The organism is Leisingera daeponensis DSM 23529, assembly GCF_000473145.1.
In the GTDB taxonomy this organism is placed as follows: Bacteria; Pseudomonadota; Alphaproteobacteria; order Rhodobacterales; family Rhodobacteraceae; genus Leisingera; species Leisingera daeponensis.
In genome coordinates, this window is the sequence record NZ_KI421500.1 from 3,265,822 (window position 1) to 3,281,528 (window position 15,707).

General features: G+C 63.9%; 13 protein-coding genes. 7 read left to right on the forward strand and 6 right to left on the reverse strand.

What is annotated here, in order from left to right:
* Window positions 1-26: 26 nt before the first annotated feature.
* The 3 genes from hpaD to DAEP_RS0116465 all read right to left on the reverse strand — a co-directional run bounded on the left by hpaD (window position 27) and on the right by DAEP_RS0116465 (window position 3,001).
* Entirely contained in the window at window positions 27-1,007 is a 981-nt protein-coding gene (gene hpaD / locus DAEP_RS0116455; protein ID WP_027245421.1) for a 3,4-dihydroxyphenylacetate 2,3-dioxygenase, read from the reverse strand.
* 90 nt (window positions 1,008-1,097) lie between these two features.
* Complete coding sequence (gene hpaE, locus DAEP_RS0116460) at window positions 1,098-2,609, reverse strand: 5-carboxymethyl-2-hydroxymuconate semialdehyde dehydrogenase (protein WP_027245422.1); 1,512 nt, start codon at window positions 2,607-2,609, stop codon at window positions 1,098-1,100.
* Entirely contained in the window at window positions 2,606-3,001 is a 396-nt protein-coding gene (locus tag DAEP_RS0116465) for a 5-carboxymethyl-2-hydroxymuconate Delta-isomerase (protein WP_027245423.1), read from the reverse strand. The genes hpaE and DAEP_RS0116465 overlap by 4 nt, the downstream gene beginning before the upstream one ends.
* A gap of 113 nt (window positions 3,002-3,114) precedes the next feature.
* On the opposite strand from DAEP_RS0116465, the gene hpaR reads away from it, so the two are divergent.
* The 5 genes from hpaR (at window position 3,115) to DAEP_RS0116490 (ending at window position 8,979) form a co-directional block, all read left to right on the forward strand.
* Window positions 3,115-3,555 carry a homoprotocatechuate degradation operon regulator HpaR gene (gene hpaR, locus DAEP_RS0116470; RefSeq protein ID WP_027245424.1) on the forward strand — a complete coding sequence of 147 codons (441 nt, stop codon included), beginning with the start codon at window positions 3,115-3,117 and terminating at the stop codon, window positions 3,553-3,555.
* 272 nt (window positions 3,556-3,827) lie between these two features.
* On the forward strand, window positions 3,828-5,078 hold the full coding sequence (locus tag DAEP_RS0116475; RefSeq protein ID WP_027245425.1) for a sarcosine oxidase subunit beta family protein: 1,251 nt from the start codon (window positions 3,828-3,830) through the stop codon (window positions 5,076-5,078).
* 16 nt (window positions 5,079-5,094) lie between these two features.
* A complete protein-coding gene (locus DAEP_RS0116480; RefSeq protein WP_008556467.1) occupies window positions 5,095-5,382 on the forward strand; it encodes a sarcosine oxidase subunit delta in 288 nt (95 codons plus the stop codon).
* Between the two features lie 26 nt (window positions 5,383-5,408).
* The gene (locus DAEP_RS0116485; RefSeq protein ID WP_051337511.1) at window positions 5,409-8,405 is read left to right on the forward strand and encodes a sarcosine oxidase subunit alpha family protein; all 2,997 of its coding nucleotides are present in this window, start codon (window positions 5,409-5,411) and stop codon (window positions 8,403-8,405) included.
* Entirely contained in the window at window positions 8,398-8,979 is a 582-nt protein-coding gene (locus DAEP_RS0116490; protein ID WP_027245427.1) for a sarcosine oxidase subunit gamma, read from the forward strand. Before DAEP_RS0116485 ends, DAEP_RS0116490 begins: the two co-directional genes overlap by 8 nt.
* A gap of 204 nt (window positions 8,980-9,183) precedes the next feature.
* Here DAEP_RS0116490 and DAEP_RS0116495 read toward each other — a convergent pair whose 3' ends face one another.
* Window positions 9,184-10,188, reverse strand: coding sequence for a GlxA family transcriptional regulator (locus DAEP_RS0116495; RefSeq protein WP_008555885.1), 1,005 nt, complete (start codon window positions 10,186-10,188; stop codon window positions 9,184-9,186).
* 93 nt (window positions 10,189-10,281) lie between these two features.
* Window positions 10,282-11,628, reverse strand: a complete 1,347-nt coding sequence (locus tag DAEP_RS0116500; RefSeq protein WP_027245428.1) for an NAD(P)-binding domain-containing protein — start codon at window positions 11,626-11,628, stop codon at window positions 10,282-10,284.
* A gap of 163 nt (window positions 11,629-11,791) precedes the next feature.
* Here DAEP_RS0116500 and DAEP_RS0116505 point away from each other — a divergent pair, with 163 nt between their 5' ends.
* Window positions 11,792-13,093 (forward strand): ABC transporter substrate-binding protein, encoded by a 1,302-nt coding sequence (locus DAEP_RS0116505; RefSeq protein WP_027245429.1) that lies wholly within the window; start codon window positions 11,792-11,794, stop codon window positions 13,091-13,093.
* A 50-nt stretch (window positions 13,094-13,143) separates the two neighbouring features.
* Here the strand turns inward: DAEP_RS0116505 and DAEP_RS0116510 are convergent, their stop codons facing one another.
* Complete coding sequence (locus DAEP_RS0116510; RefSeq protein ID WP_008553696.1) at window positions 13,144-13,869, reverse strand: FadR/GntR family transcriptional regulator; 726 nt, start codon at window positions 13,867-13,869, stop codon at window positions 13,144-13,146.
* Between the two features lie 474 nt (window positions 13,870-14,343).
* On the opposite strand from DAEP_RS0116510, the gene DAEP_RS0116515 reads away from it, so the two are divergent.
* Complete coding sequence (locus DAEP_RS0116515; protein ID WP_027245430.1) at window positions 14,344-15,633, forward strand: ABC transporter substrate-binding protein; 1,290 nt, start codon at window positions 14,344-14,346, stop codon at window positions 15,631-15,633.
* Window positions 15,634-15,707 lie beyond the last annotated feature (74 nt).

The following is a 15,707-nucleotide window of genomic DNA, read 5'->3' on the forward strand; positions in this document are numbered from 1 at the left end:
CTAGCGGCCGGGCGCGGTCTTTTTCATCAGGGTGCAATAATCGGCTGCGCGTTCAAGGCGCTGGGCTTTGGGGTGGTGCCTGTGAAGACGGAGCCTTCCTCGAACCAGCTGCGCGGAGCCGGGGCACCCCAGAGGGTCTGGCGCTGCGGGTCGGTGAGCGACCATTTGATCGGCTCCAGATCCGGGTCGACGGTCTGGTAGTCGGAGCAGTAGATCTCGATCCGGTGGCCGTCCGGGTCGCGCACGTACAGGAAGAAGGCGTTGGAGATGCCGTGGCGGCCGGGGCCGCGTTCGATGTTGCTGACGTAGCCGGTGGTCGACATCAGATCGAGCAGGTCGATGATGTTGAGCGGGTTCGGAACCCAGAAGGCAGTGTGGTGCAGGCGGGGGCCAAGGCCGTTGGTGAAGGCCACATCGTGCACGCCGCCCTTGCGGTGCATCCAGGCGGCCCAGATCTTGCCGCTGTCTTCATCCTCGGTGAACTCAGTCACGCGGAAGCCCATCTCGTTGTAGAAGGCAACAGAAGCATCCACATCGGCGCTGAACATGTTGAAATGGTCGATGCGCAGCGGTTTTACCCCGTTATAGAGCCTGTATTTCTGGTGGATCGGCGCCAGCCGGTCCATTTTGACGTAGAATTCCAGCGGGATGCCCCAGGGGTCGCGGGTGCGCAGGGTTTTGCCCATATGGGGACGTTCGATCCATTCCACCGGCAGCCCTTTGGAGGCAAAGAACTCCGCCGCCTTGTCCAGGTCCGGCTCATCGTAGAGCTTGAAGCCGAGCACGCCGACGGAAGCCGTGTCCGCCTGAACCAGCACGATGCAATGGTGGCCGCGTTCTTCCATCGCGCGCAGGTAGATGCGGCTGTCATCCTCATGCGTCACCTGCAGGCCGAGCGTGTCCACGTAGAACGCGCGGGAGGCGGCGAGGTCGGTGACGGCGTATTCCACATGGCTGAGCCGCACGATGTTGAAGGGCGGGTAGAGGTTCGGGGCGGGAACGGGCATGGTTTGGACCTTTCGCTTGAGGCCGGGTGCGGGAGCGAGGGGCCGGCCCCTCGCGCTCCCCGGGATATTTTGAGCCAGAAGAAGACCGGATCAGGCGCCGAGGCGCGGGATCTTGTGGCGGCCGGTGGCAAAGCCGATGTGTTTCTGCTCCATGTAGAACTCGAACGACCAATCGCCGCCGTCGCGGCCGATACCGCTGGCCTTGACCCCGCCAAAGGGCGTGGGCAGGTGGCGGACGTTTTCGGAGTTCACCCAGATCATCCCGGCCTCCAGCGCGTTTGTGAAGCGCAAGGCGCGGGTGAGGTCATTGGTCCAGACATAAGCCGTGAGGCCGTACTGCGTGTCATTGGCCAATGTCAGGGCCTCCTCCTCGTCCTTGAAGCGGATCGCGGTGAGGACCGGGCCGAAGATTTCCTCCTGCGCGATGGTCATATCGTTGCTGGCATTGGTGAACAGGGTGGGGCGAACGAACCAGCCCTTGCCGCCCGCGCGGGTGCCGCCGGCGGCGATGGTGGCGCCGTCCTGCTTGGCGGTCTCGAAGTAGGAGGTGACCTTGTCGAAATGCACCTTGTGGATCAGCGGGCCGACCTCGGTCGCGGGGTCCAGCGGGTGGCCGACACGGATGCTGTTGACGCGCTCGATCAGCTCGGCCTCGAACGCCTCTGCGATGCTGTCCTGCATCAGCAGGCGCGAGGAGGAGGTGCAGCGCTCGCCATTGAGCGAGTAGATCATAAAGATCGCCGCATCGAGCGCGCGGTCGAGGTCGGCGTCGTCGAAGACCACGACCGGGTTCTTGCCGCCCAGTTCGAAATGCACCCGCTTCAGGGTATCTGCGCCCTGTTTCATGATCATCGAGCCGGTCTTGGACTCGCCGACAAAGGCGATGGCCTTGATGTCCGGGTGTTCGGTGAGCGCCTTGCCCGCATCCTCGCCAAAGCCGTTCACAAGGTTCCAGACGCCCGGCGGAAGGCCGGCTTCATGGGCGATTTCGGCCAGGATGCGGGCGGTGAGGGGGGAGAATTCGGCCGGTTTGTGGACCACAGTGCAGCCCGCCGCCAGCGCAGGGGCGATCTTCCATGTGGACAGCATGAAGGGCGTGTTCCAGGGGGTGATGACGCCGACCGGGCCGATCGGCACGCGGGTGGTCACGTTCATCAGCGTCGGCGATTGAAGCTGCTGGCCGTCGCGGGCAGCGGTGGCCTTGTCGGCAAAGAAGCGGAAGTTTTCGGCGCCGCGCAGGGCGGCCTTGGACATGAAGCGCAGGGCCTGCCCGGTGTCCCAGCATTCGCAGAGCGCGATTTCCTCGGCGCGTTCGGCGATCAGATCAGCGATGCGGTGCAGGATCTTCTTGCGCTCCAGCGCCGGCATGTCGCGCCAGGCGGGGAAGGCCGCCTTGGCGGCCTGGGCGGCGGCGCTGATGTCCTCGGCGCCGCCCTTGGCGACCGGGCAGATCACGCTTTCATCCACCGGCGAGAGTGTTTCGAACGTGGCGCCGGAGGCGGCGGGGCGGGTTTCGCCGTTGATCAGGTTCAGTATGCCGTCGGTGCGGAAGCGGGCCAGATGGCGGTTCAGCGTTGCGGTGTTGGTGGCCAGATCGCTCATGACGGGTCCGCCTTTTGCATGTGGTCGCGGATGGTGCCGCATTTCGGGGAAAGCTCCGGGTCGATGTCGCGCATCTCCAGCGACAGCGCGATGGAGTGCTGCTGCAAGGCTGGTTCCAGAAAGGACTGTGCTGCCGCGAACACGGCCTGGGCGGCGCGCTTGCGGGTGTCCAGATCGCGCCCGGCGCGCAGCCGGATGGAGATGTCGATATAGCCGTGCTGCGGATCGCCATCGGCAATGGAGGCATGGCTGGCCGCAAAGGCGCGCACCCGGATCCCGGCCAACGGGAACACGCCGGTTTCCGCTGCCGCCTGGCGCAGATGGCGGCAGAGCGCGGCAATGTCGGTGCGGTCCTCCATGTTGGCGGAGTAGTCCAGCATGATGTGCGGCATATCCAGTGCCCTCCTGAATTGCTTAACATGTTTAGCAAAATGAGGGCTGCTGGTCAAGCAGAAGAAATCCAAGCAGCAATTGCGTTTAGCCTGCAGGGGGGTGATAATCGGCTATGACCAAGATGATGCCGGCCACCGACCGTTCGCTGCCAATTGCTCTGCTCCGGGCGCGGGAACGTGTGATGGGTCCGATCCGGGCGCTGCTGAGCGGCGCGGGTCTGACCGAGCAGCAGTGGCGGGTGCTGCGGGTGGTGCAGGAAGACGGGCCGATCGACCCGACCCAGATCGCTGACAAGGCCTGCCTGCTGCTGCCAAGCCTGACGCGGATCCTGCAGAAGCTGGAGGAGAAGCAGCTGATCAGCCGCGCGCGCGACAAGGAGGACCGCCGCCGCCAGGTGGTGCGGATCGCGCCTGCGGGCGAGAAGGTCATCGCCGACAACATCGAGGCGAGTCTGGAGCTGATGAACCGGACCCGGGCCAGGATGGGGCCTGAACGCTATGAGGCGCTTTTGGATCTGCTGAACGAACTGGACCAGATTGATCTGACGGAGTGAGTCGCTGCTGCCGCATCTGGCGCGGATGTCCGGGCGGGTGACGCAAACCGGGCAGCGCGGGGATTTTCGGACACCTGTCTTTGAATTCTTTATTTTGTCAATGTAATCAGAAGTTTGCTTTCTAACGACAGCCTCCGGGTGCCGGTTATCCCGCCGCAGCCGAATGGGTGAATTCGCGCTGCTGCCGCAAATGGCGCGGCGGGTGTCCGAAATCGCTCTGTGAAGACCGGCGTTTCTCAACAACTGTTGCAAGGACAGTTGATGAGGACATCATGCGGTACTCCGGCCTGAAAGTGATCAAGGAGGCCCTGACGGGCCACAAGGGATGGCGCCCCGCCTGGCGCGATCCGGAACCCAAGAAAAGCTACGATGTGGTGATCATCGGCGGCGGCGGGCACGGGCTGGCGACGGCCTATTACCTGGCCAAGAACCATGGGGTAACCAATGTCGCGGTGATTGAGAAGGGCTGGATCGGCGGCGGCAACGTGGGCCGCAACACCACCATCATCCGCTCCAACTACCTGCTGGATGGCAACGAGCCGTTTTATGAGCTGTCGCTGAAACTGTGGGAAGGGCTGGAGCAGGACTTCAACTACAACGCCATGGTGAGCCAGCGCGGCATTCTGAACCTGGTGCATACGGACGCGCAGCGTGATGCGGCGCGGCGCCGGGGCAATGCGATGATCTTGAACGGCTCGGACGCCGAGCTGCTGGATGCCGAGGGCGTGCGGGCGATGTACCCCTTCCTGAACTTCAACGACGCGCGGTTTCCCATCAAGGGCGGACTGCTGCACCGCCGCGGCGGCACCGTGCGCCATGACGCGGTGGCCTGGGGCTATGCCCGCGGTGCCGACCTGCGGGGCGTGGACATCATCCAGAACTGCGAAGTCACCGGCTTCCGGATCGAGAACGGCAAATGCCTGGGCGTGGAGACCAGCAAGGGCTTTATCGGTGCGAACAAGGTGGCGAGCTGCGTTGCCGGATCGTCGAGCCGGGTGATGGAGAAGGCGGGGATGCGCCTGCCGATCGAAAGCCATGTGCTGCAGGCCTTTGTCTCCGAGGGGCTGAAGCCGGTGCTGGACGGTGTCGTCACCTTCGGCGCGGGCCACTTCTATGTCAGCCAGTCGGACAAGGGCGGCCTGGTCTTCGGCGGCGACCTGGACATGTACAATTCCTATGCGCAGCGCGGCAACCTGCCGGTGGTCGAGGACGTGATGGAAGGCGGCATGGCGCTGATGCCGATGCTGGGCCGGGTGCGGATGCTGCGCAGCTGGGGCGGCATCATGGACATGTCGATGGACGGCTCGCCCTTCATCGACAAGACCCATATCGACGGCCTCTATTTCAACGGCGGCTGGTGCTACGGCGGGTTCAAGGCAACCCCGGCCTCGGGCTGGTGCTATGCGCATCTGCTGGCGACGGACACGCCGCACAAGGTGGCCGCGGCCTACCGGCTCGACCGGTTCCGGCGCGGCTGCATGATCGACGAAAAGGGCCAGGGCGCCCAGCCGAACCTGCACTGAGGAAAGGACAGAAGCGATGATTATCAACCATCCGATCCTCGGGCCGCGGGATGCGCAGGAGTTCACCTATCTGGGGGACGCCAGCCTGATCGACCGGCCGGACTGGCAGGCCGAAGACGCGGCGGATCAGTTTCACGATTACCTGTATCTGCGCGACAACCCGGCGGGCGAGCACCGCGAATTGTGGTTCCATGAGCAGGGCGACCGCTCCTGGCTGGTGGTGACCCGCAACACCGTGACCCATGAAATCCTGACTGTCGAACTGGCCCGCGATGTGGCCCGGGCAAGGGGGCGCAGCAAATGACTGACGCAGTGATCAATGCCGGTGCCATGGCGTTCCGTGCAGATGGCAGCAATGGCACCCGCAAGGGGGTGCAGGTCAACCGTCTGGACGGCGGTCTGATCAACGGCGGCAGGAAGCTGGGCTTCACCTTTGACGGCAAGCGCTACCAGGGGTTTGAGGGCGATACGCTGGCCTCGGCCCTGCTGGCAAACGGCGTGCGGCTGATGGGCCGCTCGTTCAAGTACCACCGTCCGCGGGGCGTGCTGACCTCCGGCTCGGAGGAGCCGAACGCGCTGGTCGAGCTGCGCAGCGGCGGGCGGCAGGAGCCGAACACCCGCGCCACCGTGGCGGAGCTGTATGACGGGCTGGAGGCAAATTCGCAGAACCGCTGGCCGTCGCTGCAGCATGACGTCATGGGCGTAAACGACCGGTTCTCGAACTTCCTGACCGCGGGCTTCTACTACAAGACCTTCATGTGGCCCGCGGCGTTCTGGGAGAAGGTTTATGAGCCGATCATCCGGAAGGCGGCCGGCCTTGGCAGCATCAGTTTCGAGGCCGACCCGGATGCCTATGACAAGGGCTTCCTGCATTGCGACCTTCTGGTGATCGGGGCGGGGCCCGCCGGCCTGATGGCGGCGCTGACCGCGGGCCGGGCCGGGGCGCAGGTGATCATCGCGGATGAAGACTTCCTGCTGGGCGGGCGCCTCAATGCCGAAACATTCGGCGTCGGTGATCTGACCGGTTCCGCCTGGGTGGAACTGGCGCAGGCGGAACTGGCCGCGATGCCGAATGTGCGGGTGATGCCGCGCACCACCATCATCGGGGCCTTCGACCACGGCATCTATGGCGCGGTGGAGCGGGTGGCTGATCATGTGCCGGCGCCGGAGGCGGGCAAGCCGCGGCAGATCCTGTGGCGGATCTACTCCAAGCGGGCGATGCTGGCGGCAGGCGCCACCGAGCGGCCCATCGCGTTTGAGAACAACGACCGTCCGGGCGTGATGCTGGCCGGTGCGGTGCGCGCCTATGCCAACCGCTGGGCGGTGACGCCGGATCAGACGGTTGCGGTCTTCACCAACAACGACGACGGCCACCGCACTGCTGCCGACCTGATCGCCAAAGGCGTGAAGGTGACGGCGGTGATCGACACCCGCGCCGATGCGCCCAAGGTCGAAGGTGCCGAGCTGTTTGCCGGTGCGCAGGTGATCGGCACCAAGGGCCGGCTGGGTCTGGAATGGGCGCGGGTGCGTCTGGCAAATGGCTCCACCCGCGACGTGCCTTGCGGCGCGCTGGCGGTGTCCGGCGGCTGGAACCCGAATGTGCATCTGACCTGCCACCAGCGCGGCCGCCCGGCCTGGCGCGAGGACATTGCAGCCTTTGTGCCGGCGGGAGAGCTGCCGCAGAACATGGCCGTGGCAGGTGCGGCCAATGGCGATTTCTCCACCGCAGCCGCATTGCGGGCCGGGGCCGAGGGCGCGGTGGCTGCACTGTCGGAACTGGGGATCGAGGCCAAGGCGGGTGATCTGCCCGAGGCCGAGGATGCGCCGGTTAACGTGACCCCCTTCTGGTACGTGAAGGAAGGCAAGGGCCGCGCCTGGCTGGACCAGCAGAACGACGTCACCGTCAAGGACGTCAAGCTGGCGCATCAGGAAAACTTCCGCTCTGTCGAGCATCTGAAGCGCTATACCACACTGGGCATGGCGACCGATCAGGGCAAGACCTCCAACATGGGCGGTCTGGCGGTCATGGCCGAGCTGGCGGGCAAGCAGATCCCCGAGGTCGGCACCACCATGTTCCGCCCGCCCTATACGCCGGTGTCCTTCGGTGTGATGGCGGGCCGGTCGGTGGGCGAAGAGTTCCGCCCCACCCGCAAGACCCCCAGCCACAAATGGGCTGAGGAGCAGGGCGCGGTGTTTGTCGAGGTGGGCCAGTGGCTGCGGGCGCAGTGGTTCCCCAAGGCGGGCGAAACCCATTGGCGGCAGTCGGTGGACCGCGAGGTGCTGCAAACCCGTAATTCTGTCGGCGTCTGCGACGTGACCACGCTGGGCAAGATCGACGTGCAGGGCAAGGATGCCGCCGAGTTCCTGAACAAGATGTATGCCAACGCCTTTGCCAAGCTGCCGGTGGGCAAGGTCCGCTATGGCCTGATGCTGCGCGAGGATGGCATCGCCTATGACGATGGCACCGCGGCGCGGTTTGCCGAGGATCATTTCGTGGTGACCACCACCACCGCCAACGCAGTTCTGGTCTACCGCAACATGGAGTTTGCGCGCCAGTGCCTGTTCCCGGACATGGATGTGCAGCTGATCTCGACCACCGAGGCCTGGGCACAGTTCGCGGTGGCGGGTCCGAATGCCCGCAAGCTCTTGCAAAAGGTCGTGGACCCCGAGTTCGACATCTCGAACGAGGCGTTCCCGTTCATGGGCTGCGGTGAAGTGACCGTCGCGGGCGGCTGCCGGGCGCGGCTGTTCCGGATCTCCTTCTCGGGCGAGCTGGCCTATGAGATCGCGGTGCCGACCCGGTACGGCGATGCGATGATCCGTAAGCTGATGGAAGCGGGCGAGGAGTTCGGCGCGGTGCCATACGGCACCGAGGCGCTGGGCGTCATGCGGATCGAGAAGGGCCATGCGGCCGGCAATGAGCTGAACGGCACCACCTCGGCGCTGAACCTGGGCATGGGGCGGATGGTCAGCAAGAAGAAGGACTGCATCGGCAACGTGCTGAGTGAGCGGCCGGGCATGAACCAGGACGATGCGCTGAAGCTGGTGGGCTTCAAGCCGGTCAATTCTGCCGATCCGGTGCAGGCCGGGGCGCATCTGATGAACGCCGAGGGCGAGGTCAGCGCCGCCACCGATCAGGGCTACATCACCTCAGCCGCTTATTCGCCGGTGCTGGGCTGTTCGATCGGGATCGGCTTCCTGAAGCGCGGCGACGCGCGGCTGGGCGAGGTGATCCGCGCAGTCAACCCGCTGGAGGGCAAGGAAACCCGGGTCGAGGTTGTCAGCGCGCATTTTGTGGATCCGGAAGGGGAGCGTCTCCGTGGGTAAGTTTGATCAGCATGGGCTGAAAGCCATCTCTCCGCTGGGCGGGCATGAGCCGCGGGCGGACGCCTTCACCGGCTTCCTGATCCGGGAAGTCACCGACCGGGCGCTGGCCTCGCTGGCGGCGCGGCAAGGGCAGGGGCAGGCGGTTAAATCCGCCGCCGCAGCTTACCTGGGCGGCGCCTTGGCGGAGGCTGCGCGCTGGAGCGCGGCAGGGGAGTTTGCCGCCTGGTGGATGGGGCCGGATCTGTGGATGGTCTCAGCCCCGCATGACAGCCACGAGCTGCTGGCGGCTGAGCTGAAACGGGCAGTCGGCGGCGCGGGCTCCGTGGTGGAGCAGACCGACGGCTGGTGCAGTTTCGGCATCGAGGGTGCGCGCTGTTACGATGTGCTGGAGCGGCTGTGCAACGCCAACATCCGCGCGGGCAAGGCGGGAGATGCCACCCGCACCTCGATCGAGCATCTGGGAGTGTTCCTGCTGTGCCATGAGCCGGGGGAGAGATATTCGGTCATCGGCCCGCGCTCCTCCGCAGCATCGCTGCATCACGCACTGACGGCGGCGGCGAAGTCGGTTATCTGAGTAAACTGCACGCCGATTGAAGCCGCCCGGCCATAGTGCCGGGCGGTTTGCCTTTGGCGGACGGAGACGGTCAAAGGAACTGGCTGGCCTGCGTGCGGGGGCTGGATGCCTCCGGCGGGAGTATTTCCGGAAAGATGAAAAGAACCGGAACAGTCTTGGACTGAGCGCGGCTGCTAGGGGCTATTTCGAGAAAGGGCCGCGGCGTCAGACCGACGGGATCGGCCGGTTGTCCTGGACCCGGAACAGGTTCACCTTGCGGCGTTCCTCCTGCGGGGTGACGCCGAAGCTTTCGCGGTAGTGCTGCGACAGGGTGGAGGAGGTGGCGTAGCCCACCGCATTGGCGATCGAGGTGATCGAGTCGCGCGAATACATCACCAGCTGCCGCGCCGCGTTCATCCGCAGGGTGCGGTAGTAGATGGCCGGGCTTTGGCCGGTAGCGGCTTTGAAGCTGCGTTCCAGCTGGCGCGGCGAGACGCCGATTTCGCTGGCCGCATCGCGGATCGACACCGGATGCTCCAGATTGTCGGCAAACAGCTCAACCGCCTTGGCGACCGGCGGCGGCAGGCTGTCGGCGGTGCTGTCGGTCTTGAAGGCGGGGATCTTCTGGCGCACGCCCTCGGCGCGGACCATCGGATGCTGGAACCAGCAGGCGACCTCGGTCATCACTGCATCGCCCAATGTCTGTTCGATAAGTTTCAGCGACAGATCGAACATCGCCGCAGCGCCGCTGGCGGTAAAGCGGCGGCGGTCCAGCACGATCACGTCGTCCACGGTGGCCAGCGACGGGAATTCGGCAGTGAAGGCGGCCTTGTAGCACCAGTGGACCGAGCAGCTGTGCCCGTCCAGCAGGCCGGAGCGGGCCAGCGGGAACACGCCGCCGGAGACCGCGCCCATCTTGGTGCCGTGGCGGGCCAGGTGGCGCAGCTTGCCGTTGGAGCCCTTGGGGTCCTGGAATTTGCCTTGCGGGCTGGACAGCAGGAACAGGGTGTCGATGTCTTCGGTCTGGTCCAGCGAACAGTCGGGCTGGAACGCCACATTGGCGGAGGCGTTCACGCTGGCGCCGGTCTCGGAGATCAGTTTCCATCGGAAAGTTTCGGTGCCGGCAATTTCATTTGCCGCCCGCAGGGGTTCGATGGCCGATGTCAGGCAGGCCATTGGAAAGCCGGGGAAAATCAGAAAGCCGAGGGTCATGGTGTTGTCGCGCTGCATGGGGTTGATCTTAGCTTGCGAAAGGGGATTCGCACAGCAGCGAAAGGGTGCCCGCGCCGTACAGGAAGGGGAAAACGGCGCGGGCGGATCTGCTTAGTTTTGCAGATATGATTCCAGCGAGTCGTCCAGGGCGTCCTTCCACGGGGTGTGGTGAACAGGCGCCATGGTGCCGGTGATCACTGATTTGTAGGAGTTGTTGCGGAAGGCCATGATGTCCTGGGCCTTGTGCCCCTTCCATTCGTAGAAGGCCTGGCAGGCGCCGGCCACGTCGAAGGTCGGGTAATCGGTCTCCTCGATCAGCTCCAGCACGTAGTCGCCCTGGTATTTGATCGCGTATTTGATGTCGTCCGAGGCTTCTTCGCGCTCCTCGCGCTCTTTCACGTCGGCCAGCAGGGTTTCCTTGTCGGCGGGGATCTCGATCTTGCCCATGATCGCGTCGCGGACCCACCAGGCCTGGGCGTCGAACATGTTAAAGGTGAACCACTGATCCTGCATGCCCAGATAGAACATCTTGGGGTTATGGACGTAGGCCACGCCCTTGTAGAGATCGGCGGCGGCCAGGCGGTTGGCGGTTTTCAGGCGCAGATCGTCCGGCAGGAAGTTGAAGAAATGCTTGTAGCCGGTGCAGAGGATGATCGCGTCGACCTGTTTCTGGGTGCCGTCGACGAAGGTGGCGGTGTTGCCGCTGACCGATTCCAGCGCCGGTTTCTCTTCCCAGTTGTCCGGCCATTTGAAGCCCATCGGCGCCGAGCGGTAGGAGGAGGTGACGGATTTGCAGCCGTATTTCCAGCACTGCGAACCGATGTCTTCGGCGGAATAGGAGGCACCGAGGATCAGGATATCCTTGTCCTTGAACTCGCGGGCGTCGCGGAAGTCGTGGGCGTGCAGCACGCGGCCGTTGAAGGTGTCGAAACCGGGGTAGAACGGCACGTTCGGGGTGGAGAAATGGCCAGAGGCGCAGATCACGTGGTCGAAGTCTTCCTTGTAGGTGCTGTCCTTGGTGTGGTCGTGCACGGTGATGGTGAAATTGCCCTTGTCCTCGTTATAGTCAACCCAGCGGATGGGAGAGTTGAAACGGATCCATTTGCGCACGCCGGCCTTCTTCACCCGGCCTTCGATATAGTCGAACAGCACGGCGCGCGGCGGGTAGGAGGCAATCTGCTTGCCGAAATGCTCCTCAAACGAATAGTCGGCGAATTCCAGGCCTTCCTTGGGGCCGTTCGACCACAGGTAGCGGTACATCGAGCAGTGCACCGGCTCGCCGTTTTCATCCAGGCCGGTGCGCCAGGTGTAGTTCCACAGGCCGCCCCAGTCGTCCTGCTTTTCAAAGCAGACGATCTCCGGAATCTCTTCGCCTTTGTTGGCGGCGGACTGGAATGCGCGCAGCTGGGCCAGGCCGGAGGGGCCGGCGCCGATGATGGCAATGCGTTTCTTGGTCATGTGGCTCTCCCATTGGTATGGACCAATATTGTTGTTTGGTTCTTTTGGTCTGATCCAATAAGGTCCAAAATTGCACCGCCGAGTCAACATATTTTCACCGAAGGAATACTTTTTTTCCCTGATTGGACTGGCGGGGGGGAATTTTATCGTTAGGATTCAGAACATGAAGACGACGAGTTTTGCGCACCAGCTGGCCGCGCGCGCGGCGCTGCCCCGGCTGTCGGTGGGGATGACAGAATCAGTGAATATCGGCTTTCTGGGCCCGCTTTCGGGCCGGGTCGAGAGCTGGGGGCTGCCTGGATTGAACGGCTGCCGGATCTGGGAGGACGGTCTGAACAAGGCGGGCGGGCTGCTGATCGGCGGCCGCCGCTACCCGATCCGCATCCACTCTTACGACTGCGGCCACGACCCCGAACGCTCGCTGGAGGGCGCGGTGGAGCTGGTGCAGAAGCATAACGTCAAGCTGATGCTGATGCTGGGCGGGGACACCTTTGCGGCGGTGCGCGGCTTTCTGATGCGCAACAAGGTGCTGACGTCGACCCTGCTGCCCACCGACCTGTCGCCGGACACGCCCTATCTGATTGCGCCCAGCGAGGCGCACCCGATCCAGAATGTGACCGGGGTGGCGTGGCTGGCGGAAAACCGGCCGGAGCTGAAAACCGTCGCCCTGTGCAGCCAGGCCGATCTGCTGGGGCTGCCCGCGCAGGCCGTCTATCGCGCGGCGTTCAAGGCGGCGGGCAAGCAGATCCTGCGGGAAGTGCAGTATGATCCGGCCGCCAGCGACCCGGCGCCGGTGGTGGACCCGATGCTGGAAAGCGGCGCCGATATCCTGTGCTGGTGCTCGTCCTATGCGCCGATGGTGCATGCGATGACGCAATACGCCCATGCCAAGGGGTTCAAGGGGCAGATCATCAGCTGCACCATGGATGGCTATGACCAGCTGGTGGAGAAGACCTCAGCCGAATTCATGGAAGGGGTGGTGTTCCAGTTCCCGGATTTCGACGACCCGATGCTGCGGGAGAAGGCGTTTTTCTTCAACCGCCCGAATGAGTTCTATGAGGAGTACAACCGCCGCTTCCCGGGCAGCTGGTCCGCGGTGAGCTGGGAGTATGTGGCGATCCTGGATATCTGGCACAGCGCGGTCGAAAAGGCGGGGTCGGTTGAGCCGCTGTCGGTGCTGGCGGCGATGAAACAGCTGGGCCATGTCACCCACGCCTTTGGCCACGCGGAATGGTGGGGCGAGGATATTTTCGGCATTTCCAATGCCTTGGTCGGCGATTGGCCGGTGGTCACCATTCGGGACGGCAAGGCGCGGATTGCTGCGTTCAGGTCGATCCCTGCCTGGCTGGCACAGCACTCCAATCTGTTGAAGGCAGAGATGGAGGCGCTGGGGCAGCTGTGGCACCAGCGTCTGGAAAGCGGCGCGCCGGGCAGCCAGGTCGGCTCGCGCGCCGTGCAAGGCTGACCGGGGGCTGACGGGGCCGCCGCAAGCGCAGGGGCGGCAGCCGCGCGGGCTCAGATTTCCTGCAGCAGCAGCTTCTGTTCGTCGATCAGGTGCAGCTTGATGAATTCCACCGCGGATTCGACATCGCGTGAGGCGATGGCGTTGAACAGCGTGTTGTAGCGTTTCTGGTAGTCCTGAATCCGCTGCGGCGTCAGGTGGCGGCGCCGCAGGGCGGTGCGGTAGGACAGGCGGCAGGCCTCGATCGTCAGCTCGTAGCAGGAGTGCAGCAGCGGGTTTCCGGTGCCCTCGGCGATCTTGCGGTAGAGATCCTCCTCCGCCTCGATGAAATCGCCGGGATCGGTGCGCACGGCCTCGACCCGTGACAGGATCTCATCCAGCTCGTCGATCTGGCGCGGGGTCATGTTGATCACCGCCAGGCGGACCATTTCCGGCTCCAGAATGCCGCGCACAACCAGGTGGTCGAGCGGCGACACTTCCTTGGCCAGCGAGGAGTAGGAGGTTTCGGGCTTGGGATCGGAGCGGAATTTGACAAAGCTGCCGGAGCCGGGGCGGCGGTGGATCACGTTCTGGCTGGCCAGAACATCCAGTGCTTCGCGCACGGTGTTGCGGGCAACCCCCAGTTCCGAGGCCAGCGTCCGTTCGGACGGCAGGCGGGTGTCGACCGGGTAGGTGCCTGCCTTGATGCGGGCAAACAGCGTGTCGATCACCACCTGCACGGTGGCGCCCACGGAATGCGTGGTCAGGATTTGCGAAGTCGTCTCTTCCGCTGAGCTCATATCTGTTTTCCGGGCCGGACGAGCGGGAGAATCCCCTGCTCCTGATCACTGTGCCAAGGCTGCAAATACCGGTTTTGGCGGCCGGTGCGCAACCGTCTGACTCAGCTTAAACTTGCCGTGAGCCTACCGGTTCCTGCGCCGGACGGCAAGAAAGCAGAGGGAATTGGTTCTTAAATTGGTTGTCCGGCCGCGTTTTTAAGGTGAGGCGTAAGGGTATGTTTTGATGCCGTTTTTGGCGCGGGATTTGCCGGAAAACTATGCTTCCGGTCCTATTTTGGTGCCTTTTTAGCGCGGTGGGTGAAAGAAAATTTCTTGGAGGTGAACCATCTGGCTGCTAGCCTTGGTCCAGGATGGGTCCAATTTGGGCCAACTGGTCCAGTGGTGTAGAGGCGGGATCAGGAGGGCGCACAGAGGGAGCATTCCGAAGAACACACCGCCGCAAAAAAACAGGCGGGTCCAACATGGGAGACGAAAATGATTTCCAAGATCGTGAAATCGGGGCTGACCCGGAGGACGTTCCTTAAATCGACAGCGGTCACTGCGATGAGCGCCGGGCTTCCGGGCGCGTCGCTGGCGGCGGGCAATACCATCAAGATCGGCTTTCTGGCACCGCTGACCGGCGCCGTCGCGGCCTGGGGCAAGCCGGGGCTGGACGGCTGCCAGATCTGGGCAGCGCGGGTCAACGCGGCGGGCGGTATCAAGCTGGGCGACGGCAGCTACAATGTCGAGTTCGTCTCCTACGACAATGAATACGACCCGGCCAAGGCGCGCACCGGGGCGACCAAGCTGATCCGCGAGGACGGGGTCAGCTTCATCATGATGCTGGGCGGCGACACCTGGCCGGGCGTGCAGCCGGTCGCGGAAAAGACCGGAATGCTGTTTTCCACCCTGCTGCCGTCGGACCTGTCACCGGATACCAATATGCTGATTGCACCGGCCGAGGTGCATCCGATCTACAACGTGACGGGTGTCGAGTGGCTGGCCGAGACCAAGCCGGAGCTGAAAACCGCGGTGATGTGCGCCCAGGATGACGCGCTGGGGCTGCCGTCGGTCGCGACCTATCTGGCGGCGTTTGAGGCGGCGGGCATCGAGATGCTGGATGAGCCGCTGCTGTTTGATCCGGCCACCACCGACTTTGCGCCGGTGGTGACCCGGCTGATCAGCAAGAACCCGGATATCGTCTGCCTGGATACCTGCTACAGCGACTATGTGCATCCGATTGCCGAACAGCTGTTCCAGCAGGGCTTCAAGGGGCAGATCATCTCCTGCACCGCGGATTTCTATGACCAGATGATCGCCAAGACCTCGGAGGACTTCATGGAAGGCTTTGTCTTCCAGTTCCCGGATTTCGATGACCCGGCGCTGAATGGCGATAACATCAACTTCACCGATCCGAACGGGTTTTATGAGGAGTTCAACAGGCGGCATCCGGGCCAGTGGGGCGCGGTGAGCTGGGAATATGCCTCGATCATGGATCTGTGGAAGGCGGCCGCCGAAAAGGCCGGATCGGCCAGCCCGGATGCGGTGGCGGCTGCGATGAAGGAGGGCAAGGGCAAACATGCCTTTGGCGATGCGGACTGGTGGGGAACTGAGCTGTTTGGCATCGACAACGCGCTGGTCGGCGACTGGCCGGTGGTTGCCATCGAAAAGGGCAAGGCCCGGATCAAGGACTTCCGTTCTATCCCCGCTTGGTACGCAAAACACGGCGACCTGCTGGTCAAGCACATGAAGGCCTATGATCAGATGTGGGATCAGCGCAGCTGACCTGCAGGCCAGTCCATCAGGCGGTGCGGGACCTGTCTTCGCACCGCGCGAGAGACCGAACAAAGAGACAATCC